This window comes from Pseudomonas matsuisoli (assembly GCF_014647635.1).
Taxonomy (GTDB): domain Bacteria; phylum Pseudomonadota; class Gammaproteobacteria; order Pseudomonadales; family Pseudomonadaceae; genus Pseudomonas_P; species Pseudomonas_P matsuisoli.
Genome location: NZ_BMPO01000002.1, coordinates 174,412 through 195,200, shown reverse-complemented (window position 1 = coordinate 195,200; position 20,789 = coordinate 174,412). Strand labels below are relative to the sequence as shown.

The 20,789-nt window shown below is 61.0% G+C and carries 20 protein-coding genes and 1 riboswitch; of the genes, 11 read left to right on the top strand and 9 right to left on the bottom strand.

Going from position 1 to position 20,789, the window contains the following annotated elements:
* The first annotated feature begins 139 nt into the window (after window positions 1–139).
* The 5 genes from IEY47_RS04415 to IEY47_RS04395 all read left to right on the top strand — a co-directional run bounded on the left by IEY47_RS04415 (window position 140) and on the right by IEY47_RS04395 (window position 3,752).
* Window positions 140–766: a trimeric intracellular cation channel family protein gene (locus IEY47_RS04415; protein WP_188981948.1), complete on the top strand. Its 627-nt coding sequence runs from the start codon at window positions 140–142 to the stop codon at window positions 764–766.
* A gap of 19 nt (window positions 767–785) precedes the next feature.
* A complete protein-coding gene (gene gloA2, locus IEY47_RS04410; RefSeq protein ID WP_188981947.1) occupies window positions 786–1,169 on the top strand; it encodes an SMU1112c/YaeR family gloxylase I-like metalloprotein in 384 nt (127 codons plus the stop codon).
* Window positions 1,170–1,395: 226 nt separating this feature from the next.
* Complete coding sequence (locus IEY47_RS04405) at window positions 1,396–2,526, top strand: PQQ-dependent sugar dehydrogenase (protein ID WP_188981946.1); 1,131 nt, start codon at window positions 1,396–1,398, stop codon at window positions 2,524–2,526.
* A gap of 54 nt (window positions 2,527–2,580) precedes the next feature.
* The gene (locus IEY47_RS04400; protein WP_188981945.1) at window positions 2,581–3,045 is read left to right on the top strand and encodes an SRPBCC family protein; all 465 of its coding nucleotides are present in this window, start codon (window positions 2,581–2,583) and stop codon (window positions 3,043–3,045) included.
* 140 nt (window positions 3,046–3,185) lie between these two features.
* A complete protein-coding gene (locus IEY47_RS04395; RefSeq protein ID WP_188981944.1) occupies window positions 3,186–3,752 on the top strand; it encodes a GNAT family N-acetyltransferase in 567 nt (188 codons plus the stop codon).
* Window positions 3,753–3,878: 126 nt separating this feature from the next.
* On the opposite strand, the gene cobM is transcribed toward IEY47_RS04395, so the two are convergent.
* Together cobM and IEY47_RS04385 are read right to left on the bottom strand one after the other, a co-directional pair.
* Window positions 3,879–4,622: a precorrin-4 C(11)-methyltransferase gene (cobM, locus tag IEY47_RS04390; protein ID WP_188981943.1), complete on the bottom strand. Its 744-nt coding sequence runs from the start codon at window positions 4,620–4,622 to the stop codon at window positions 3,879–3,881.
* A complete protein-coding gene (locus IEY47_RS04385) occupies window positions 4,619–5,059 on the bottom strand; it encodes a cobalamin biosynthesis protein (protein WP_188981942.1) in 441 nt (146 codons plus the stop codon). The genes cobM and IEY47_RS04385 overlap by 4 nt, the downstream gene beginning before the upstream one ends.
* 221 nt (window positions 5,060–5,280) lie before the next feature.
* Here IEY47_RS04385 and cobF point away from each other — a divergent pair, with 221 nt between their 5' ends.
* Window positions 5,281–6,048 carry a precorrin-6A synthase (deacetylating) gene (cobF, locus tag IEY47_RS04380; protein ID WP_188981941.1) on the top strand — a complete coding sequence of 256 codons (768 nt, stop codon included), beginning with the start codon at window positions 5,281–5,283 and terminating at the stop codon, window positions 6,046–6,048.
* A 283-nt stretch (window positions 6,049–6,331) separates the two neighbouring features.
* Here cobF and cobJ read toward each other — a convergent pair whose 3' ends face one another.
* The 4 genes from cobJ to cobG form a co-directional block, all read right to left on the bottom strand.
* Window positions 6,332–7,990: a precorrin-3B C(17)-methyltransferase gene (cobJ, locus tag IEY47_RS04375; protein ID WP_188981940.1), complete on the bottom strand. Its 1,659-nt coding sequence runs from the start codon at window positions 7,988–7,990 to the stop codon at window positions 6,332–6,334.
* A 116-nt stretch (window positions 7,991–8,106) separates the two neighbouring features.
* Window positions 8,107–8,850 (bottom strand): precorrin-2 C(20)-methyltransferase, encoded by a 744-nt coding sequence (locus IEY47_RS04370; RefSeq protein ID WP_373293520.1) that lies wholly within the window; start codon window positions 8,848–8,850, stop codon window positions 8,107–8,109.
* Window positions 8,850–9,476, bottom strand: coding sequence for a precorrin-8X methylmutase (locus tag IEY47_RS04365; protein WP_188981938.1), 627 nt, complete (start codon window positions 9,474–9,476; stop codon window positions 8,850–8,852). Before IEY47_RS04365 ends, IEY47_RS04370 begins: the two co-directional genes overlap by 1 nt.
* Window positions 9,469–10,719 (bottom strand): precorrin-3B synthase, encoded by a 1,251-nt coding sequence (gene cobG, locus IEY47_RS04360; protein ID WP_229779205.1) that lies wholly within the window; start codon window positions 10,717–10,719, stop codon window positions 9,469–9,471. The genes IEY47_RS04365 and cobG overlap by 8 nt, the downstream gene beginning before the upstream one ends.
* A gap of 169 nt (window positions 10,720–10,888) precedes the next feature.
* A riboswitch (cobalamin riboswitch) is annotated at window positions 10,889–11,090 on the bottom strand.
* 107 nt (window positions 11,091–11,197) lie between these two features.
* On the opposite strand from cobG, the gene cbiE reads away from it, so the two are divergent.
* The 3 genes from cbiE to IEY47_RS04345 all read left to right on the top strand — a co-directional run bounded on the left by cbiE (window position 11,198) and on the right by IEY47_RS04345 (window position 14,657).
* On the top strand, window positions 11,198–12,397 hold the full coding sequence (gene cbiE / locus IEY47_RS04355; protein WP_188981936.1) for a precorrin-6y C5,15-methyltransferase (decarboxylating) subunit CbiE: 1,200 nt from the start codon (window positions 11,198–11,200) through the stop codon (window positions 12,395–12,397).
* Window positions 12,394–13,122 (top strand): cobalt-precorrin-6A reductase, encoded by a 729-nt coding sequence (locus tag IEY47_RS04350; protein WP_188981935.1) that lies wholly within the window; start codon window positions 12,394–12,396, stop codon window positions 13,120–13,122. Before cbiE ends, IEY47_RS04350 begins: the two co-directional genes overlap by 4 nt.
* Window positions 13,123–13,412: 290 nt before the next feature.
* Entirely contained in the window at window positions 13,413–14,657 is a 1,245-nt protein-coding gene (locus tag IEY47_RS04345; protein WP_188981934.1) for an oligosaccharide flippase family protein, read from the top strand.
* Between the two features lie 24 nt (window positions 14,658–14,681).
* Here IEY47_RS04345 and IEY47_RS04340 read toward each other — a convergent pair whose 3' ends face one another.
* From IEY47_RS04340 to IEY47_RS04330, 3 genes are all read right to left on the bottom strand, one after another.
* Window positions 14,682–16,082, bottom strand: a complete 1,401-nt coding sequence (locus IEY47_RS04340; protein ID WP_188981933.1) for an amino acid permease — start codon at window positions 16,080–16,082, stop codon at window positions 14,682–14,684.
* A 110-nt stretch (window positions 16,083–16,192) separates the two neighbouring features.
* Window positions 16,193–16,495 (bottom strand): DUF1883 domain-containing protein, encoded by a 303-nt coding sequence (locus tag IEY47_RS04335; protein WP_188981932.1) that lies wholly within the window; start codon window positions 16,493–16,495, stop codon window positions 16,193–16,195.
* A gap of 144 nt (window positions 16,496–16,639) precedes the next feature.
* Entirely contained in the window at window positions 16,640–18,073 is a 1,434-nt protein-coding gene (locus tag IEY47_RS04330) for an NAD-dependent succinate-semialdehyde dehydrogenase (RefSeq protein ID WP_188981931.1), read from the bottom strand.
* Window positions 18,074–18,387: 314 nt separating this feature from the next.
* On the opposite strand from IEY47_RS04330, the gene IEY47_RS04325 reads away from it, so the two are divergent.
* Both IEY47_RS04325 and IEY47_RS04320 read left to right on the top strand, forming a co-directional pair.
* Complete coding sequence (locus IEY47_RS04325; RefSeq protein WP_188981930.1) at window positions 18,388–19,422, top strand: RNA methyltransferase; 1,035 nt, start codon at window positions 18,388–18,390, stop codon at window positions 19,420–19,422.
* 11 nt (window positions 19,423–19,433) lie between these two features.
* On the top strand, window positions 19,434–20,774 hold the full coding sequence (locus IEY47_RS04320; RefSeq protein WP_188981929.1) for a leucine-rich repeat-containing protein kinase family protein: 1,341 nt from the start codon (window positions 19,434–19,436) through the stop codon (window positions 20,772–20,774).
* Window positions 20,775–20,789: the final 15 nt, after the last annotated feature.

Genomic DNA, 20,789 nt, shown 5'->3' with positions numbered 1-20,789 from the left:
TTGTTACTGACTAGGGTGCAAACCCCAAGAAGCCGCGGGTTCTACCCGCCCTACAAGCTGCTTGATGCACTGTAGGGTAGGTAAAATCCGCGGCTTTTTGCGATGCTTGGCGCTTGTCTGAACGATGCGCGGCGTTGCCATGATTTCCTGGTTCTACTTGTTCGATCTTTTCGGCGTTGCGGTTTTTGCGATATCCGGCGCGCTGGTCGCCGGGCGCAAATCGATGGACCTGTTCGGTGTGATGGTCGTGGCGATCGTCACGGCATTGGGCGGCGGGACACTACGTGACGTCATCCTCGGGCGCCATCCGGTGAGCTGGATCGGTAACGACACCTACATCATCGTCGCCTCGCTCGCCGCCATCGGCACCGTGGCTTGGGTACGTTTCACGCGCCCTATCCCGCAGCGCATTCTGCTGATAGCAGATGCTTTCGGGCTCGCTGTCTTTACCGTCATCGGCACTGAGGCGGCGTTGCAACAGCCCACTCCCCCAAGCACTGCCGTCATCATGGGTGTGATGACAGGCGTCGCGGGCGGTGTAATGCGTGACATTATCTGTAATGAGATTCCCCTGATCTTTCAGCGTGAAATCTATGCGACTGCCTGCATCGCAGGTTCCGCCGCTTACCTGTCCTTAAGCTATTTCCATCTGCCGACAGGGCTGGTCACAGGCGTGGCGATGCTGATTGTCCTGAGCATCCGGCTCGCGGCGATACGCTGGCATCTCGCCCTACCCCACATGCGCCTGTTGGAACGAGATCGCTGACAACCGAACGGTGCCCGATATGCTGCAAACGATTCATCATGCCGCCATCATTTGCTCGGACTACCCCACGTCCCGAGCCTTCTATGTGGAAACCTTGGGGCTCGCCGTCATCGCTGAGCATTACCGTGAGGCACGCCAGTCCTACAAGCTTGATCTTGCGCTGCCGGGAGGTGGCCAGATCGAGCTTTTTTCGTTTCCCGATGCACCGCCGCGCCCATCGCGCCCTGAAGCACAAGGGCTGCGGCATCTTGCTTTCACGGTCAGCGACGTAGCGGAGTGCAAGACGGCGCTGGAAGCGAAAGGCATCGCGGTAGAGCCTATTCGCGTCGACGAGTACACCGGGCGACGGTTCACGTTTTTCGCAGACCCGGATGGGCTGCCACTTGAGCTCTATGAAGGCTGAAACCACAGGACGGGGTTTGACTCACCACCGCGGCACCCGGGTTTCACCCGGTCTACGAGGATGGAGTCTCGCGCGATTCAAGTAGGGCGGGTGAAACCCGCGATTCCGCTGCCAAGGGGCAACTGGCAGGAAAGAGTGCCTGACGCCTCAGGTAACAAATCCAGTTTCTTTTTCCTTTAATGATCGCAGTAACGTGAAAGGCCTCACCTTTTCGGAAAGGATGGTCATGACGCGTCTTTCGATCCATATCGCCAGTGGTTTCGCCCTTGGACTGATGTCCTTCTCCACGCTGTCCGCGCCGATTGCAGTGCCTACCGCGCAATGGCCCTTCACCGCGACGCCGCGCGCCACGCTTGCAGAACCCTGGGCCATGACGTTTCTGCCCGATGGCACAGCGCTTATCACCGAAAAAGAAGGGATGCTCAAACACATCGATGTGAAGACCGGCAAAGCCCACGATATCGAAGGCGTACCCGAGGTCGCATACGGCGGCCAGGGCGGGTTAGGCGATGTCATCATTCACCCGCAATTTGCCGAGAATCACTACGTCTACCTGAGTTACGCCGAAGCGGGTGAAGGCGGTAACCGTGGCGCCGCCATCCTGCGCGCCAAGCTCGAGCTCGACAGCAACGGCGATGGGTCGCTGAGCGATGCCGAAGTGATCTGGCGGCAAACGCCAAAGGTCACTGGCGGTGGTCACTACGGTCACCGCATGGCATTCGGCCCAGATGGCAAGCTGTGGGTCGCCTCAGGCGAGCGACAGAAGTTCACCCCTGCCCAAGACATGAAGAGCAATATGGGGAAAATACTTCGGCTAAACGACGACGGCAGCGTTCCGCCCGACAACCCGTTTGCCGATCAAGGCGGCGTCACCGCGCAAATCTGGTCGCTTGGCCATCGCAACCCACTGGGTATCGCCTTCGATGCGCAAGGTCGGTTATGGGAACAGGAAATGGGCCCGCAAGGCGGCGACGAGCTGAACCTCATTCAACGCGGCGGCAATTACGGTTACCCGGAAGTCTCGAACGGCGATCACTATGGTGGCCGCCCCATTCCCGATCATTCCACGCGACCTGAATTCATCGCGCCGAAGATAACCTGGACGCCAGTCATCTCCCCCGCCGGCCTGATGATCTATGACGGCGATCTGTTTTCGGAGTGGAAAGGCAACGCGTTCATCGGCGGCCTGTCGTCCGAGGCTCTCGTCCGCATCCGTTTCAACGGCGAAGAAGCGGGTGAGACGGAGCGCTATGCAATGGGCACCCGTATCCGGGAGGTCGAACAAGGTCCCGACGGTGCGATATGGATTCTGGAGGATGGCGCGGGCGGGCGTTTGCTGGAACTTCGTCCGAAGTAGAACCAGACTGGCACCAAGACCCATGCTGTCGCACGCCACTCAATCGGAGGTCGCATGAAAACAACGCTCACATTCGATGTGTCGATCGATGCACCACGCAAGCGCGTATGGGACATCATGCTGGCGCCGGACACCTACCGGCGCTGGACCTCCGCCTTCTGCGAAGGCTCTTACTACGAAGGCTCATGGGAACAGGGCGAGACGATTCGCTTCCTTTCGCCCAACGGTGACGGCATGGTCGCGGTCATCAAGGGCAACCAACCTTATGAGCTCATCTCGATCGAGCATCGCGGTACCCTCGAAAACGGTGTGGAAAAAAACGATCTCCTCCATACACCGTTTTATGAAGACTACCGCTTCATGGATCAGGGCAAAGGGACGGCGCTGCAGGTCAGCCTCGACACGCTGGGCGAATACGAAAACTTCATGTCGGAGGCATTTCCCAGGGCATTGGCGATCCTCAAACGTCTTTGTGAAGAAGACGCAGGGGCTCGAGGGAAGAACGCCTCGAACACTTAGATCCGAGATTTGCGATGAAGGATCGGACGCACCGTCGGCATGAAGGTCGATTCACTTTTTCCCGGATTGCCGCCTGGTGTACTTGCAATAAAGCATCACGAGGCCGATAACGGCGTCTTTCGTTTTGCCAGCGTGATCTTGTGCCAAGCCCTATCGAACGTACGACCGCCCGCCTTCGGCTCCGCCAATGGAAACCAGCCGACTACCCTCTACTCGCCCGGCTGAACGCGGACCCAGAGGTCATGCGTTATTTCCCGCGCCGTCTGACGCGCGCCCAGAGCGATGCCATGGCGGATCGGTGCGCCGCGCTCATTGCGGAAAATGGCTGGGGTTTTTGGGCGGTGGAAACCTGTAAGGATGGACGCTTCATCGGCTTCGTCGGCCTGCACGCGCCGACGGTAGACTTGCCATTTTCGCCCTGCATCGAGATTGGCTGGCGTCTATCAAGGGATGCCTGGGGTCAGGGCTATGCGACCGAAGCGGCACGCGAGGCGCTGGCGGTTGGTTTCGAGCAGTTACAGTTGCACGAGATCGTTGCCTTTACCGCGCTACGTAACGCGCGATCGCGTGCAGTCATGGACCGGCTGGGCATGCGTGAGGACGCGATGACGTTCAGTCACCCTTCAGTACCGGATGACAGCCCATTGCGAGTGCATTGCCTGTATCGATTGACGCAAGCGGATTGGGCTGCGAGGCGGTTGGGTTAGCGGTTGTTGTTTGGGATCAGCCAGTCTGCGTCGCCTACCAGTTCGCTTCGCGGCCAAGGCAGGTGGCCGCCCCACCGCTCCTACGAAGAGCAGCGGGCGCAACCAGGGCACACGTTTGAATTGGCGTCAGCGAAAGTCGTGGGGCGATTCGGTGCCGTACAGCCGAGAGGGGTCGAATGTGTCGTCCTCCAGTACCCGCCCAACCAGGATCAACGCGGTACGACGGATGCCCTTGTCCGCGACCTTTGCGGCGATGCCTGACAACGTGCCTTTGACGACTTCCTGATCCGGCCAACTGGCACGGAAGACGACCGCGACCGGGCAGTCCGCGCCGTAATGCGGCAATAGATCATCGACGATCGCGGCGATGTGCTTCACTCCCAAATGAATCGCCAACGTGGCACGGTGCCGCGCCAGATCGGCCAGGGCTTCACCTTCAGGCATGGGCGATGTGGTGCCATATCGCGTGAGGATCACCGTTTGCGAAATACCGGGCAGCGTGAGCTCCCGCTCCAGTAATGCAGCACACGCGGCGGTCGCGGTGACCCCGGGGATGATTTCGAACGGAATGCCCCGTTCACGCAGAGCGCGGATCTGCTCGCCGATCGCACCGTATAGCGACGGGTCACCCGAATGGACGCGCGCGACGTGCTGCCCGTTGGCGTGCGCATCGGCGAGCACCTCGATGATGCGATCAAGGTCTAGCTCTGCGGAGTTAACCACCTGGTCTGCGCGATGCCCTTCGAGCACGGCTGGCGGCACCAGTGATCCTGCATAAACAATGACCGGGCATTCGCGGATCAATCGCTGACCTTTGACGGTGATGAGCTCAGGATCGCCTGGCCCGGCGCCGATGAAATAGACAGTCATGCATCCTCCGAAACAGTGGCGATCGCCAAGGTGGCGTTAGCACTTTTACGTTTGGTCAGTCGCAACGTGGACCGCCCTCGACCCAGGCCGTCCGCGCAGGCCAATGCACTGGCTTCTGCGACACTTCCGACGCCCAACGCATGCTGCGCAGCCAGGGAGATACCGCTCACACGAGCGCTCGTCGCCTCAAGCGCAGCGGGTTCAAGCAGCACTAACTCGCATTGCAACCAGGCCGCCAATTCGTTCAGCGCGGGCTCATCACACTTCTGATGATGTGTAGCTACCGCGCGGACGCATGCAAGTGATAGGTCGACCTCTTGCAGAGCGGCGGCTACCAGCTCGATCAGTTCGGCCAGCGGGCAATTACGGCGGCACCCAATCCCGATAACGACCGAGGGGGTTGCAAGAGAGGTATCGTGGACGGGCATGAGCGTCATGGGCCTGGCCTGGGTCAAGGCGCGGGAGGACATCACGCCCCTTACCCGGCGTCAACCATTCCGCGCATTCGGCGCAGTCATCGCGCTGTTTCGAGTAACGGCTGGAGGCCGCTTGATCCGAATGCGTCCGGTCTCCACGAGCCTACGCGCCTTGCCATTGACCCCACCCATCCCCCTGCGTAGCCTTGCGCCGGATGCAAAACGGGCACGCGGAGGTCCATGTGAAACAGATCCTGATCATCGGTATCGGTGCCGGCGACCCGGACCACCTGACCCGGCAGGCCATCAAGGCGATGAACCGCGCCGATGCGTTCTTTCTCATGGATAAGGGCCCTTCCAAGGGTACGCTCATCGATCACCGGAGGCGCCTGTGCGAAGAGGTCATCGATGGCACCGACTATCGCTTCATCGAAGGTGACTGCCCCGAACGTATCCGCAACGTACCGAACTATCGCAGCAGCGTAGACGACCTCAACCAGGACAAGCGCGAAGTCTTCGAATGGATGATCGATGAGCAGCTCGCCGACGGCGAATGCGGCGCGTTCCTGGTGTGGGGCGACCCAGCGCTTTACGACAGCACGATCCGCATCGTCGCGGACATTGCCGCCGCCGGTCGGCTGGCCATCGACTACGAAGTGATCCCCGGTATCAGCAGCCTGCAAGCGCTCGCTGCACGGCATAAGGTTTGTTTCAACAGCATTGGTAATGCGTTCCAGGTCATGCCTGCCCGACGCCTGGCCGAACAGGGCTTCCCAGAAGCACTGGACAGCGTATTGGTGATGCTCGACGCGCGCGATACCTATACCGGTTTCGTCGGCCAGGGGCTGACGATTTACTGGGGCGCCTACGTGGGAAGCGCCGATGAGGTATTGATCGCGGGCGCGCTGGACGAGGTTGCGGAATCCATCCGCGACGCGCGCCGGGAACTACGGGAAAAGCATGGTTGGATCATGGACAGTTATCTGTTGCGGCGAGGGGCTGCGGATTGAGTGACACCTGGAAGTCAGGAGTCGGCTATACGGCCTGATCGCCAGCAAGCTGATCGCAGCCCGGCTGGCTCCTACAGTATCGTGACTTTTCGTAGGAGCCAGCTTGCTGGCGATCAGCTCTCAGGCAATATGATTGCCCACGATGCACGATGGGCGCCGCGGTCCTGTAGGAGCGGCCGGGCGGCGATCCGTCTTAGCTGCGAAGCGATGGAATAGGCGACACCGATTGATTGCCAGCGCAGTGCCTCCAGAGCAGCGCGCTTGATGCCCCCCCAAGCCGGCCTCAGCGACTGTCAGCCGGATACCACCGTGGGCTGTAGACCCACTCTCGCTTGCCACTGCTGAAACGCCGGGTCTGACTGGAACCGATGATGACCATCGTCCGCATGTCTACCTGATCAGGAGTGAGCTCACCGAGCGTCGTCAGCTTCAGCGACTCTGCTGGCCGACCAATATCTCTGCCGAGCACTACCTGTGTGTCCGGCGCCCGGTAACCGCGAATCAGATCGAGCGCCTGCCCTAGCTGCCACGGGCGTGACTTGGAGATCGGGTTGTAGAACGCCATGACCAGGTCAGCCGCCGACGCATGGCGCAATCGGTGCTCGATGACGGACCACGGCTTGAGGTTGTCCGAAAGCGAGATCAAGCAAAAATCGTGGCCCAGTGGCGCGCCTGCGCAGGACGCTGCAGCCATCGCCGCGGTGATACCTGGCACGATGTGCAGTGCAACCCCGTGCCAGCGGCTGTCATCGGAAGCTTCCAATGCTTCCAGCACGGCTGCGGCCATCGCGAACACCCCAGGATCGCCGGACGACACCATCACCACCCGCCGCCCCTGCGCGGCGAGTTCGAACGCATGCGCCGCGCGCTGTAGCTCTTCACGGTTGTCACTGGCGTGCAAACATTGGTCGCCGCGAAACGGCCCGGCCATCTTCACGTAGGTTTCGTAACCAAGCACGTCCTGCGCCGCGTCCAATGCCTGGCGTACCGCAGGTGCCATGTAGCCGGCGGCCCCGGGGCCCAAGCCGACGACATGCAGACTTCCTCGGGCGATACCCATGCTATCCGCGCAAGTGGAATCATTCGCGACGTGCAAGGAAAGGTCTTGCGTCTCCCATTCCACCGGGCCGAGCACGCCCGCATCGTCGACGAAACGCAGCGGTACGCCTACGTCCTGCGCCAGCAAAGCGAGCTTGGGGACGGCCTGGGGCACCCCCGTCACGATCAGTGCCGCCAGCGATTGCGGTGCCAGCCTGGCAGCCGATAAAGCGTGGTCCAGCGCCTCGCGGGATATGTCACGGTCCGGTGCGACGCAGGCCAGCACGACGCGAGGGTGAATGACTAACGTATGCGGGTCTTCTGACCGGTACGGGCTGACCACCACGCGCCGATCGCCTCTGGCGGCCAGCGGGAGATCCGCGTTCTTGAGCCAGGGCGTATCCTCGTTCAGCTGTACGGTGGCCCCGCCCAGCAGGTCGCTGACGACTCGCTTGCCCTGCTCCAGGTCGACGGCATAACCCGGCGGCGGATTCAAAAGGCAAGTGCCAAAACGCAGCTCACCGCTGGTCGTGATTGCCGGCGCGACACCCAAGTGGTTCGCCAGGGTTTTGGCGATCTCATTGACCCCGGCCAATCCGCCTAGCAGCGGCACGACCGCACTTCCATCCTCCGCGATCGCCAGCACTGGCGGCTCTGCGCCCTTTTCCGTCAACAATGCCGCAAGCGTGCGGATGACGATGCCGGCGGCGCATAAGGCAATGATGGGCGAGCCCTGTCGGTACTGCTGGCGGAGCGCCTCACCGAAGTTGGCGTAGGTGACGTCGGCCGCGTCGGCACGCCCCTGCAAGCCAAACACGCGAGCCCCTGAGTAGGCCTCCTGAATTCGGCGGGCCATGGGCAACGCACTGGCACCCAGCACGAAAATGGAGGGCGTGATAGTCATGAACGAACTCTCGTGAATCAAGGGCAGAAAAAAGCTATGGGGCTGTCGGGCATTTCCGGACGGGAAGTCCCGGTCGGGCATGACCCGATCAACGTGACCCGGTCATGCCGACCGGGTCACGCCGACCATTTTTCACCGGGAACGATGATCATGGAGAAATATGGCGATGACATGGGATCGACGTCCGCCAGCGGCACGATCCGTTGGGCCGCCATGGTTGCCCGTTCGACGTAGTGGGCGCGTTCGGCCAGCCCCAGCGTTTGCAGCACACGGCGGACTTTCTCAAAATTGCGCCCCAGCTTCATGATTACGGCGGCATCCGCTTGCTTCAACCGCTCTTCGAGTTCGGCCTCGGGGAGCACGCCGGATAGGACCGACAAGTTCTGATTACGGTACACCAAGGGCGTGCCAAGCACTGAAACGCATCCCAGCATCGAGCAGACACCCGGCACGACCTCGGCTTCGTAGTGCCCCGCGAGGCGATCGTGCAGATACATGTAGGAGCCGTAAAAGAATGGGTCGCCTTCACAAATCACCGCGACATCCTGGCCTGCGTCGAGATACTCGGCGATCCGTACGGCGCAGGTGTCGTAGAAATCGCTAATCACGCCCTCGTAGGTTTGCGGGGGTTCGAGCTTTTCCGTAGTGACCGGGTACACCAGCGGCAAGCGAACCTGTTCCGCGACGAGATGCGCCTCGATAATGCCGAAAGCATTGCCGCCCTGCCCTTTGTCCGCCTTGGCGCGGGCGACGAAGTGGCCAATGACAGGTGCACTTCGGAGCAAACGCAGTGCCTTGAGCGTGATCAGCTCCGGATCGCCTGGGCCTACCCCGATCCCCAGCAAACGTCCCCGCGTCATCATTCCCGCTCCGTTGCGAGGGCATTGACGGCGGCTGCCGACATCGCACTGCCGCCGCGTCGACCCCACACGGTCACGAAGGGCACGCCACGGCTGTCCGCGGCCAGCATGGCCTTGGATTCGGCGGCGCCAATGAACCCTACCGGCATACCGATGATCAGTGCAGGCTTGGGCGCACCTGCGTCCAGCATTTCCAGCAGGTAGAACAGCGCGGTCGGCGCGTTGCCGATCACGACCACACTGCCCTCCAGGTACGGCCGCCAATGTTCCAGAGCAACCGCCGAACGCGTATTGCCCTGCTCCAGCGCCAACGCGGGCACATCAGGTTCATTGAGGGTACAGATCACCGGGTTTTTGGCCGGAAGCCGGGTGCGCGTTACGCCTTCAGCCACCATGCGCGCGTCGCAGAGAATCGGTGCCCCCGCAGCCAATGCCTGACGCCCGGCATCGCCCGCCCCTTGCGAAAAACGCAAATCGCTGACCACGTCGACCATGCCGCAGGCGTGAATAACCCGTACCGCGAGCTTCTCCAGATCAGTCGGTATATTCGACAGGTCGGCTTCGGCGCGGATGGTAGCGAAGGACTGACGATAGATTTCCTGCCCGTCGCGAATGTAATCAATCATTGAAAGACTCTCGGTGATGCATACGCAACCAGGCAGCGGCCGATTCGATATCGATGTCGCTGGCCTGGCGTAAACCGAGTCCCGCCTGGGCCTCGATGCGCTGGTAAAGGTGATAACGCCCGCCGGGCTGTGCCAGCAGAGTGAAAGGTTGCACACGCGCCGAGGCGCAGCTGCGGGCGCAACCGCTGAGATGGACCTTGGGCGGAGCCTCGACGTCAGCCAATGCATCCGCCAGTCGTACGGCATCAGCCTTGGTGTCAGCTTGCGCCTTCGCGCAGCCCGCATTCCCGCTACACGCGACAAGCCGCGTCAAAGGCGCCGCAGGATCGACCAGCATTCCAACATCGGCCACGGCGGCAAGCGCTTCGTCCGCGAGTCCTTGCTCGACGTCAGGCAGCACGACACCTTGCCAAGGCGTCAGATGAATCCAACCACGTCCGTAGCGTTCCGCGAGGGTCGCAAGCGCAGCCAACTGATTCGCCTCGAGACGCCCCAGGCACGACTGCGCCACGACCATGCAGAGACCTGCCTGGCGTTGGCGGTAAACCCCCGGCGCGTCTGACAGCGACCGCTCACCGGCAATGGCGGTCGCATCGGTGAGCGGGGCCGTCGTGACTTCTCGCAAGAACGCAGTTCGAGCGGCCGACGCCATTACATCGCGTATTCGAGATTGATCCGGCGTTGCAAACGCCAGAAACGTACGAAGCACCCGGTCGACCCACATGGGAACGTCCGCATCGGCAACGCTGCCCAGACAATCCGCACCAGGGATACCCGCCAGCCCGACATTGAAGCGTTTACCGTCCGGACACGCGCTCAACCAGATGTCGTGGGGATGCTCGAGGACGGAAAGCACCTCGCCGCCATCGAGCAAAATCGCGAATTTCGCGGACAACCCATGAAACGAAGGCTCATCCTGCAACAGGTCGAGCAGCCGATCCCCCAGCGCTCGGGTGTCGAGGTAAGCGGACGGATCACGCCCCGCGGCCGGGCTGAGCAACACGTTGCGGACATCATCAGCACCGGGCACGCGAGGGCCGAGCCCAGCGGTGACCAACGCCCCTGCCAGCTCGCGTGCGGCGTCCAGGCGTACCCCTCGAATCTGCAGGTTGCTGCGGTTGGTCAATTCGAGAATGGAATTTCCAAAGCGCGCGGCGCTTTCAGCGATGACGCGTGCCTGCGTTGCCGTCAAACGCCCGGCCGCAAGCTTTACCCGGCAGATGCCACCGTCTTGCGCGGACACTACACGTTCCAACCCCGGGCAGGCCGAGGGGCGCCGGGCAGTGGAGGAATGAGAGGGATTAGTCGAATTCACTCAAAAGGTATCCGCAGGAAAAACGCGGTGACCTGAACCGGCGACGCCTGCTCAGCAGACATCATGGCATCGGTACACCCCGCCCCAACATTGGCACTCGCGCACAGCATCACCGGCAGGTCTCCTGGCTAACAGGTCGACATTCACCCCGCCTTCCCAATTTCTCAGTGGCATCGATAGGGTGAACTCGCTGCGTACAGTTACGGGGGCAGCCACGGTTGTTTCGTGTTCCCTCTGGAGCGGCTCGACGAAGCGCTTAAGGTCTCGGACTAGATGCGACCGTGGACCACTTAGCAAATCGTGAACGCGCGCTCAGGCCCTTCGGGGGCGCCGGCGAAGGCGGTATTATGACGCCTTTGCCCGTAGCCGCAACGTGCGGCAGATCAGGCGGTAGGATGGAGACGGCATGTCCACGTGGCTCACGGTGGTAGGGATTGGCGAAGATGGCTATCTGGGGCTGGGCAAGCAGGCCCGGCGCGCGCTTCTCGGCGCAGAAATGATCCTTGGGTCGTCCCGGCAATTGGCATTGCTTCCGCGCTGTATCGCAGGTCAGCGTGAGCCATGGCCTAGCCCCTTTTGTCTCGATCCCGTCCTCTCGCGCCGTGGTCAATCAATCTGTGTGCTCGCCAGCGGCGATCCGATGCTGTTTGGCGTCGGTGCCAGCTTGTCCGCTCAGGTCGCTGCAGGTGAAATGACGGTTCTGCCATCCCCTTCTTCTTATTCGTTGGCGGCTGCCCGCCTGGGCTGGGCGTTGCAAGAGACCGATCTGCTTTCGGTCGTTGCCCGTCCGGTCGAGGCAATACGTCGATATGTTCACCCAGGCCGACGTTTGTTGGTTCTATCCCAGGACGGACGGAGTCCCGCGCACATCGCGGCCCTGTTGCGTGAGAGCGAATTTGGCGAGAGCCGCCTTCAGGTACTGGAACATCTCGGCGGCCCGAAGGAGCGAATCGTCGACGGCCTCGCCAGAGACTGGTCATGCCTGGAAAGCGCCTCTCTTAATATCGTTGCCATCGACTGCCGAAGCGAGACGTCACGGGGTCTGCCACTCACGCCAGGCCTACCGGACGAGGCTTTCCGCCACGATGGGCAATTGACCAAGCGCGACGTGCGCGCGCTGACGCTATCGCGCCTGGCGCCACGCCCTGGCGAATTGTTGTGGGACATCGGCGCGGGATGCGGCTCCATTGGTATCGAGTGGATGCGCACGCATCCCGCCTGCCGCGCGCTTGCCATTGAAGCCCATGACGGGCGCCAGGGCTTCATTCAGCACAATCGCGATGCGCTTGGCGTGCCTGGCCTCGGGCTGGTTCGTGGCCAGGCCCCAATGGCGCTGGAGGGGCTCGAGCCCCCAGACGCGGTCTTCATAGGCGGCGGGGTCACCGCACCTGGCGTACTCGAGCAAAGCTGGGACGCGCTCAAACCAGGTGGACGCTTGGTGGCCAACGCCGTCACCGTACAAAGCGAAGCACGATTGATCCAATGGCGCGAAGCGTTCGGCGGCGATTTAGTACGAATTGCCTTGGCACAGGCGCACCCTTTGGGCCGCTTCGATACGTGGCGATCCGCGCTACCGATTACCTTGTTGTCCGCACACAAGCCATGAAGGGCCGGATACTGCTGCTTGGCGGTGTCGGCGATGCACTCTGGCTCGCGCGGCAACTGGGTCCAGGGCATGTTTACAGTTTGGCCGGCATGGGTCGCACGCCCACGGACCTGGTTTGCGAACTGCGTACCGGTGGATTTGGCGGCATCGAGGGGCTTATCCATTACGTTCGCGATGCCCGCATTGACCTGCTGGTGGATGCGACTCATCCCTATGCCGCGCAGATGAGTCGGCACGCGGCAGCCGCTGCGAAAGCCACTGGCGTCCCCTGCTGGGCGTTACGCAGGCCGGCATGGGAGCCGCAGGCCGGTGATGATTGGCGCGATTTCACACGCTGGTCCGAGTTACAGCAGGCGCTGAAGCCGTTCGAGCGCCCCTTCTTCACCCTGGGCCGCGAGCCACTTGAGCATTTATCGGAGATTCCCGCGCATCAACACTGGACGATCAGGCTACTGGAGCCTCAATTGCATCATCTCCGCGCGACCTTCATCGCAACCCGGGGGCCTTTCGACGCCGAAAGTGAAAGGGCGCTGTTCACAGCGAACGCCTTCGACGTCTTGATCAGTAAGAACAGCGGTGGCGCGGCCACCGACGCCAAATTGCACGTGGCTCGGCAGCTGAAATTACCCGTGCTGATGATGAAACGGCCATTGCTCCCGAAGGTGGACCGCTTGTTTACCTGCCGGCAAACCCTTCTTGCAGAGCTGCTGGGCGAATCGCATTAAAAGTGGTTCTGCGCTGCATACGGGGGCATGACCACGTTCAATGGAGTGACTATTATTTTGCGGAAGTTGAACTGGATCACACTTCTTGAAGGCGCCGCTTGAACGGTGCAACGGCTAGCAGATTATCCACGCCTAGCACACCGTCCGGTTTGCTGCTCGTTTTTCCCAACTGATCTTCCCTGACCGCTTATCTTTCCGCGCCATAGCTGCCCCCTAGTGAGGCGGCATATTTTTGGTGCGTGTCCGATAGTGCCAGCACCATTGGCAGCTTGATCTGCAAGGACGTCGCCGTGAACAAGCTCAACGAACTGTCGAAAATCGTTTTCGTCGTGATTCCGATGGCGCTTCAGCCAGTACTCAATTTCATATTGCTCGTACTGGTCGCACGCTTCAGTCCGCAAGAAGCCTACGGTGCACTCGCGTTCGGCATGGTCATGATGACGATCCTCACCAACTTTTCGGATATGGGATTGCGGGATTACCTACTCAGTAAAGGTGCGATCAAGGAAGGCTTGTCGAGCGGTGAAAATTTGTTCCACCCGTCTCTTCTGGGATTTGCCCTGTTGGCCAGTGGAATATTCCTATATGCCTCCAGTGCAGGCGTTACGCCTATCGCACTGCAATTGATCGTTGCCCTACTACCCGAGGCGGTCGCTTTCGCCATCCTCCAGCGTTCGTTGTTCTTTCACTACCAAACCAAGGATCGGCTGGTGTCGTTCTCGTCGCTGGATTCGATTTTCAAGTCCATGCCGTTCGTGGTGAAGATCGCACTGTTCTGGATTACCGGAGAGCTTTTGCTGTCCGTGGCGGTCGGCTCGCTGCTCGCGTTGGCGCTCTATGCAGGCTGGTTTTATGTGAAGTGCGTTCGTAACGGCGGCTTCTTCGCCGAAGGTCAGCGCTTCGCCGATGCGCTGAACAAGATGCTTAGCCGCTGGCCGCACTGGCTGCCCTTCACCCTGTCATTCTTGTCATTTTTCCTCTACTTCGGCTTCGACCGCCTACTGATCGAACACATCCTTGGCGCGGAACCGCTCGCGGTCTACGCGGCGGCATGCTCGTTCATCGCCATCGGGCAGATCGTCGTACAGGGATTTTGGTCGCTGTATATGCCGAAAATCTCCCGCGGTGAGCTGGAGCACGCGCAACGCAAATTCGTGATGTTCAGCTTTGGCATCTCGCTGGCTATGGTGATCGGCTATCAGCTCTTCGCCGGCTATCTCTTCGACCTGTTCTATCCGGAAACCTACGCATATGCCGCCCGACTGCTCAGCATCATGTCGCTGTTCTTCGTCTTCCGACTGGTGAACGTGGTGTTCGAGATGTATTGGGTCGCCCGCGGTCGTTACACCGCGTTCGTGCGAATCCGCATCGCCTGCGGGCTGTTGAGCGTTGCACTGAACTACGTATTCATCAACACCCACGGTCTGCTGGCGCCGGCGGTCATCCTCGTACTCTGCGAAATGCTGATCACGCTCTACATCCTGATGGCAGAGCTCAAAGACGATTCGACCCGCCCGCTCGCCGCGGCCCCTTAACGAGGGCGCAGCGAGGCGGAGTTCTTAGTCGTAGAGGTTCTCGACCTTGGCATGGCGGCGGGAATAGCCAAAGTAGACCACCAGTCCAATAGCCAGCCAGATACCGAAAGCTAGCCAGGTTTCCACTGCAAGATTGAGCATCAGCACGACGCAGATCAGCGCTGATACGGGGCCGAGAATATGCGCCATCGGTACCCGAAACGCGCGCTTCAACTCGGGCTGGGTCCGGCGCAGGACGGGTACGGCCAGCGAAATGATCGCAAAGGCCACCAGAGTCCCCATGTTGATGAGTTCGGCGAGTGCGCTTAATGGTACGGTTGCGGCAATCAAGGCGGACAGCGTTCCCAGCGTCCAGGTGGAGCGGACCGGCACTTGATGCTGGTTGATGACCGACATCCATTGCGGCAGCAAGCCGTCGCGAGACATAGCAAACACGACACGGGTCAATCCGTAGCCCATCACCAGGATCACCGTCATCATGCCCGTCACCGCGGCAATACTGACGAGCCGGCTCATCCATTCGATATCGGCGCGCTGGAAGACCAATGCGATCGGATCTTCGACGCCCTTGAAGTCCGCAAATGGCACGATACCCGTCGCCACGGTCGCCACCAGGGCGTAAAGCGCAGCGCAGATCAGCAGCGATCCGATCAGTCCAATTGGCAGGTTCCGTTGTGGGTTACGCACTTCTTCCGCAGCCGACGAAACGGCGTCGAAACCCAAGAACGCGAAGAACACCAGCGCTGCCGCACTGACGACGCCCGAAACCCCAAAGGGCGCATACGGCGTCAGGTTCTCGGGCTCGACGTAGAAGAAACCCACACCGATCACGAGCAAAACCACCACGACCTTGACGACGACCAGCACGTTGTTCACGCGCTTGGACTCCCGAATCCCAAGGGACAGGATCGCGGTGATGAGCATCATGATCGCGAAGGCAGGCAGGTTGAATAGCGTCACCTCGCCGGCCGCATTGGTGCCTGGCGCAGCGGTCAATGCAACGGGCAGATGAAGCCCAACCCCACTGATGAGCGATTGGAAATAGCCCGACCAACCCACCGAGACCGCGGCAGTCGCCAAACCATATTCGGCAATCAGGCTCCAACCCACGATCCACGCGACCAATTCACCAAGCGTTGCGTAGCTATAGGTGTACCCGGAGCCCGCGACCGGGATCATGGACGCGAATTCCGCATAACACAGTGCAGCCAACGCGCAGGCCGTTGCCGCCAGGATGAACGATATGGCCAATGCGGGCCCTGCTTGCAGGGCCGCAACGCCCGTCAGCACGAAGATCCCTGTGCCGACCATCGCGCCCAGGCCCAGCATGACCAGGTCGGACGCACCCAACACCTTACGTAATTCGGAATGACGCGCGCCGGCGCCACTCATGAGCGCTACTTTCTTTTTGCGCAAAAGACTCATCGACAACAACCTCGTAACACGCACGTGCCAGCGATACCGCGCCAGCCTTTCTTCTTCCGTCGATCAATGCCGCACGTCGCTGTCGCGGCAACACCCCTACGCCACAAAACCTATTTCAGGTGTGACTCGGACCGACGAACGATTTTGATCGAATGCTTGAAGGTGGGCTTGCGCGTGACGCTGACCGCCCGGCGCGAAACGGTATCGATGGTGATGTTCCAGAATCCAGTGCTCGGCACTTTGATGCGTGCGGGGAACTTGTCGAAGGCGCCGCCGTGATAGGCGTGGCGGCCCCCGTTCTTGAACGAACGGAAGTTGGCATCCGTCATCAAGCGGATGTTGCAGGTCTGCGAACACTCGATGACGACCATGTCGTCCTCATTGAGGTGCTCACGTTGGTGAATGAATTTCATGGACGCTCCTAAATTGCAGGAGCGAACGATAGAGCCACAGATGCGATACGTCGATATTTTCCTGGCGATCGGCCCGAGACTCACCGTTCCCGGCGGCTTTCACATAGACGAGCCCGGCCAAACGGCCAGGCTCGATCGGCCGAGTTAGCAGCCCTTCTGCGACACCAGCTTCGTTTCCAGGTAGTTGTTGATAGCCTCGCTGCCACCTTCGGTACCGTAGCCCGAGTCCTTGATGCCGCCGAACGGCAGTTCGGGCGAGGCAAGTCCGACGTGGTTGATGGTCAGCATTCCCGTCTCCACGCGCTGCCCGATCCGAGTGGCGTTCAACGTGCTCGACGTGTAGGCATAAGCCGCAAGGCCATAAGGCAGTCGGTTGGCTTCGGCAATCGCCTCGTCCAGCGTGTTGAACGGGCGGATGACCGCAACAGGGCCGAACGGCTCGTCGTTCATGATGTTGGCGTTGACGGGCACATTGCCCAGGACGGTTGGCTCGAAGAAATAGCCTTTGCGCTCGATGCGTTTGCCACCGACCAACAACTCCGCGCCCTTCGCGACCGCATCTTCCACCAACGCGACGAGTGCCGGTGCGCGGCGACTATTGGCCAACGGCCCCATCGTCACCCCGTCCGACTCGCCTTCGCCGACGTTGATGTCCTTGGCGTACCGCACGAACGCTTCGACGAACTGCGCGTACACCGGCTCCTCGACCAGAAAACGCGTTGGGGAAATGCACACCTGACCGGCATTGCGGAATTTACTCGCCGCCATTTCCTTCGCGGCCAGCTCCACATCCGCGTCTGCACAGACGATGACCGGTGCATGACCGCCGAGCTCCATGGTGACGCGCTTCATGTGCTGTCCCGCCAGCGCCGCGAGCTGCTTGCCGACGGGCGTTGAGCCGGTGAACGAGATCTTGCGGATCGTCGGGTGCGCGATCAGGTAGTTGGAGATATCCGCCGGGATGCCGTAGACGAGGTTGATGACACCCGCCGGAACGCCGGCATCGACGAACGCACGTATCAGTTCGGCAGGCGACGCCGGTGTCTCTTCTGGCCCCTTGACGATGATCGAACAGCCCGCAGCCAGTGCCGCAGACAATTTGCGAACGACCTGATTGATCGGGAAGTTCCAGGGTGTGAATGCCGCCACGGGCCCTACCGGGGTTTTCAACGTCAGTTGGTACACATCGGGTGCACGGGCGGGAATGACCTGGCCGTAAGTGCGACGCCCTTCCTCGGCGAACCAATCGATGATGTCAGCACCCGCCATGGCTTCGGCTTCGGCCTGCGCCAGCGGTTTGCCCTGCTCGCGGGTCATCAGGACCGCAATTTCTTTGGCGCGCTCGCGCAGCAGGTTCGCCGCTTTGCGCATGATTTTGCAGCGCTCGAAGGCGGACATCTCGCGCCAGACTTCGAAGCCGTTCTGCGCCGCTTTCAAGGCGAGGTCCAAGTCCGCCTGCTCAGCGTGCGCAAGCTGGCCGATGACCGCTTCAGTCGCGGGGTTGACGATGTCGAGTGTCTTGCCGGAAAGCGCCGCGCGCCATTCGCCGTTGATAAGCAGATTCACGTCTTGGGTCATGAAAACCTCCTGATGGGTGATTGAAAAATCAGCGGCGTCCTGCCTGGGCCTGGTAGCGGAGAAGCCACGAACGATGCGTTATTCGAGGCCGCCATCAGTTGCCGGATGAGTGCTTGTAACCCGCCCATGCTAGCGGCTTCGGTAGCCCGGCCGAAAGGGCCGATGGAGAACACGCCGTTCCCTACCTGGCGGCCCCCTTCCACGACGCATCGCACGAGCGGCAAAAGGGCCCGATCGAACGGCCCCGAACAGACGCTTGCGGGTGCCTCGGGCAACTGTTTCCGCACCGCGCCAGGTGGTACGATCCGCGCCCCATGCGAATCTCCGACCTGCACGACCGTCTTGCCGAACTCGGCGCCAAACCCGTTCATATCGGGAGAATCGACCGTGACTGGTTGCGCGGCCTGCCGCTGGACACAGGTACCAAGCATCGGGCGGCGCAGGATTTCCTGCCGCTAAGCGTACGCAACGGGCTGCCTGCCGTCGAAGCGGAGCTTGCCGCACTGGCACGCATTCGTTCGCAGCACCCTGCAGCAGACGAATCCATTCGCCTGTTGGTCGATTTGCATGACGGGCAAATGGTGGAAAGCGTCCTGCTACCTCGCGGCGGCCTGTGCGTTTCCAGCCAGGTCGGCTGCGCGGTGGGCTGCACCTTTTGCATGACAGGAAAAAGCGGACTGCTCCGCCAAGTGACCAGTGCCGAAATCGTCGCCCAGGTCGTTCTTGCACGCCGCATTCGTCCGGTGAAGAAGGTCGTATTCATGGGAATGGGCGAACCGGCGCATAACCTGGACAACGTGCTGGAAGCCATCCAGTTGTTGGGCACCGAAGGCGGAATCGGCCACCGCAACCTCGTCTTTTCCACAGTCGGCGACCCTCGTGTGTTCGACCGGCTGCCTGGCGAACGCGTCAAGCCCGCGCTCGCGCTTTCATTGCACTCCAGCATAAACGACGTTCGCCGCACGCTGCTGCCACGCGCCCCTCGTTTGACGCCGGACGAGCTCGTCGAGCTTGGCGAAACCTACGCGCGCCACATTGGTTATCCCATCCAATATCAGTGGACCCTGCTCGACGGCATAAACGATTCCGACGAAGAGCTCGACGGCATTCTTCGCCTGCTCACCGGCAAATACGCCGTACTCAACGTGATTCCTTATAACAGTGTGGAAGGCGACGCCCATCAACGCCCCGCTGGCGAGCGCATTGTGGCAATGGTGCGATACCTCCACAGCCGCGGCATCCTGACCAAGGTGCGCAATTCAGCCGGTCAGGATATCGATGGAGGTTGCGGTCAGCTGCGGGCCCGGGCCACGGATGTCGTCAACGTTCGACGCCTCAATCGACATTAACGGGACGGTTCATGCATACCCTCGAAAAGCTACGTAGCGGCGAACTCGCCGGCATCACCCGTCTGGATCTCAATGTTGGCATCGATCATTTTCCAGAAGACATCTTCGGCTTGGCCGATACCCTCGAAGTCCTGAATCTTTCCGACAACAATCTGACGTCGTTGCCGCATGATCTTTCCCGGCTACGCAAACTGCGAGTGGTGTTCTGTTCCGGAAACCCATTCACCGTATTGCCGGAAGCCCTCGGGGATTGCCCCAATCTGGAAATGGTGGGTTTCAAGAGCTGTCGCGTGCAGCACGTGCCCGCTCACGCCCTGCCTTCGGCATTGCGCTGGTTGATACTGACGGATAATGACGTTACGACATTGCCGGACGCGCTGGGTAGCCGTCCTCGATTGCAAAAGCTGATGCTGGCCGGGAATCGACTCGACGACCTCCCCAGTGGCCTTGCTGAGGCGCAACGTCTCGAACTGCTGCGTATCGCGGCGAACCGCTTCGAACAGTTGCCGGACTGGCTGCTGACCCTGCCCCGGCTCGCATGGCTCGCCTTTGCCGGCAATCCGCTGAGTGAACGCCATGCGCCACAAACACCGGCTGTTGCTGCAATCGAGCGATCCCGGATCGAGTTCGGGGACATTCTGGGTCAGGGCGCATCGGGCGTGATCCGTCGCGCCATCTGGCATAAGGAAGATGTTTCCACCGCAGCAATGGCGGTGAAGACGTTCAAGGGTGAAGTCACCAGCGATGGTTTGCCCGGTAGCGAAATGGCTGCCTGCTTGGCCGCGGGCAATCATTCCAACCTGGTTCCCGTAGCCGGCCCATTGACGCGCGCCGAGAGCGAGCCGGATGCGCTGCTACTGGAGCTGATCGATCCCGCCTACGGCGTACTGGCGGGGCCGCCTTCGCTTGCCAGCTGTACCCGTGACGTCTATTCGCCGGGCACGCTCTTCACCGCCGACCGTGCGCTGGCCGTCGCCCAGGGCGTTGCCGACGCCGGTGCGCATTTGCACGCGCGCGGCATTCTTCACGGCGACCTGTATGCGCATAACCTTCTCGTCGACTCAACAGGGCATGCCTTGCTCAGCGACTTTGGCGCCGCGTCCTTTTTCGATCCAGCTAGCTCCCAGGGCGTCGCATTACAACGGATCGAGGCACGCGCGTTCGGTTGTTTGCTCGAAGAACTACTGGAACACGTCGAGCCTCGAGCGCGCGCATCGCTGCAACCGCTTGCCGATCTCAAAGAACGCTGCCTTGACGCAAACGTAGCCGCTCGCCCTCGGCTCTCAGATGCAGCGGCTCAGCTGCGGTCGTTTGCCTTAGAGCCTGTTCGCGATCCTTCGAACAGGCTCTAAGGCAAGACCAAACCC

Coding starts and splice junctions, on each gene's coding strand:
- cobJ (WP_188981940.1), bottom strand. CDS start 7,990: ATGACTATCACGCCCTCCATTTTCGTGCTGGGTGCCAGTGCGTTGCCC.
- gloA2 (WP_188981947.1), top strand. CDS start 786: ATGCTGCAAACGATTCATCATGCCGCCATCATTTGCTCGGACTACCCC.
- IEY47_RS04385 (WP_188981942.1), bottom strand. CDS start 5,059: ATGACGCTCATGCCCGTCCACGATACCTCTCTTGCAACCCCCTCGGTC.
- IEY47_RS04335 (WP_188981932.1), bottom strand. CDS start 16,495: ATGAAATTCATTCACCAACGTGAGCACCTCAATGAGGACGACATGGTC.
- IEY47_RS04415 (WP_188981948.1), top strand. CDS start 140: ATGATTTCCTGGTTCTACTTGTTCGATCTTTTCGGCGTTGCGGTTTTT.
- IEY47_RS04365 (WP_188981938.1), bottom strand. CDS start 9,476: ATGATTGATTACATTCGCGACGGGCAGGAAATCTATCGTCAGTCCTTC.
- IEY47_RS04325 (WP_188981930.1), top strand. CDS start 18,388: ATGCGAATCTCCGACCTGCACGACCGTCTTGCCGAACTCGGCGCCAAA.
- IEY47_RS04350 (WP_188981935.1), top strand. CDS start 12,394: ATGAAGGGCCGGATACTGCTGCTTGGCGGTGTCGGCGATGCACTCTGG.
- IEY47_RS04320 (WP_188981929.1), top strand. CDS start 19,434: ATGCATACCCTCGAAAAGCTACGTAGCGGCGAACTCGCCGGCATCACC.
- IEY47_RS04405 (WP_188981946.1), top strand. CDS start 1,396: ATGACGCGTCTTTCGATCCATATCGCCAGTGGTTTCGCCCTTGGACTG.
- cobM (WP_188981943.1), bottom strand. CDS start 4,622: ATGACTGTCTATTTCATCGGCGCCGGGCCAGGCGATCCTGAGCTCATC.
- IEY47_RS04370 (WP_373293520.1), bottom strand. CDS start 8,850: ATGACGCGGGGACGTTTGCTGGGGATCGGGGTAGGCCCAGGCGATCCG.
- IEY47_RS04340 (WP_188981933.1), bottom strand. CDS start 16,082: ATGAGTCTTTTGCGCAAAAAGAAAGTAGCGCTCATGAGTGGCGCCGGC.
- cbiE (WP_188981936.1), top strand. CDS start 11,198: ATGTCCACGTGGCTCACGGTGGTAGGGATTGGCGAAGATGGCTATCTG.
- IEY47_RS04330 (WP_188981931.1), bottom strand. CDS start 18,073: ATGACCCAAGACGTGAATCTGCTTATCAACGGCGAATGGCGCGCGGCG.
- IEY47_RS04400 (WP_188981945.1), top strand. CDS start 2,581: ATGAAAACAACGCTCACATTCGATGTGTCGATCGATGCACCACGCAAG.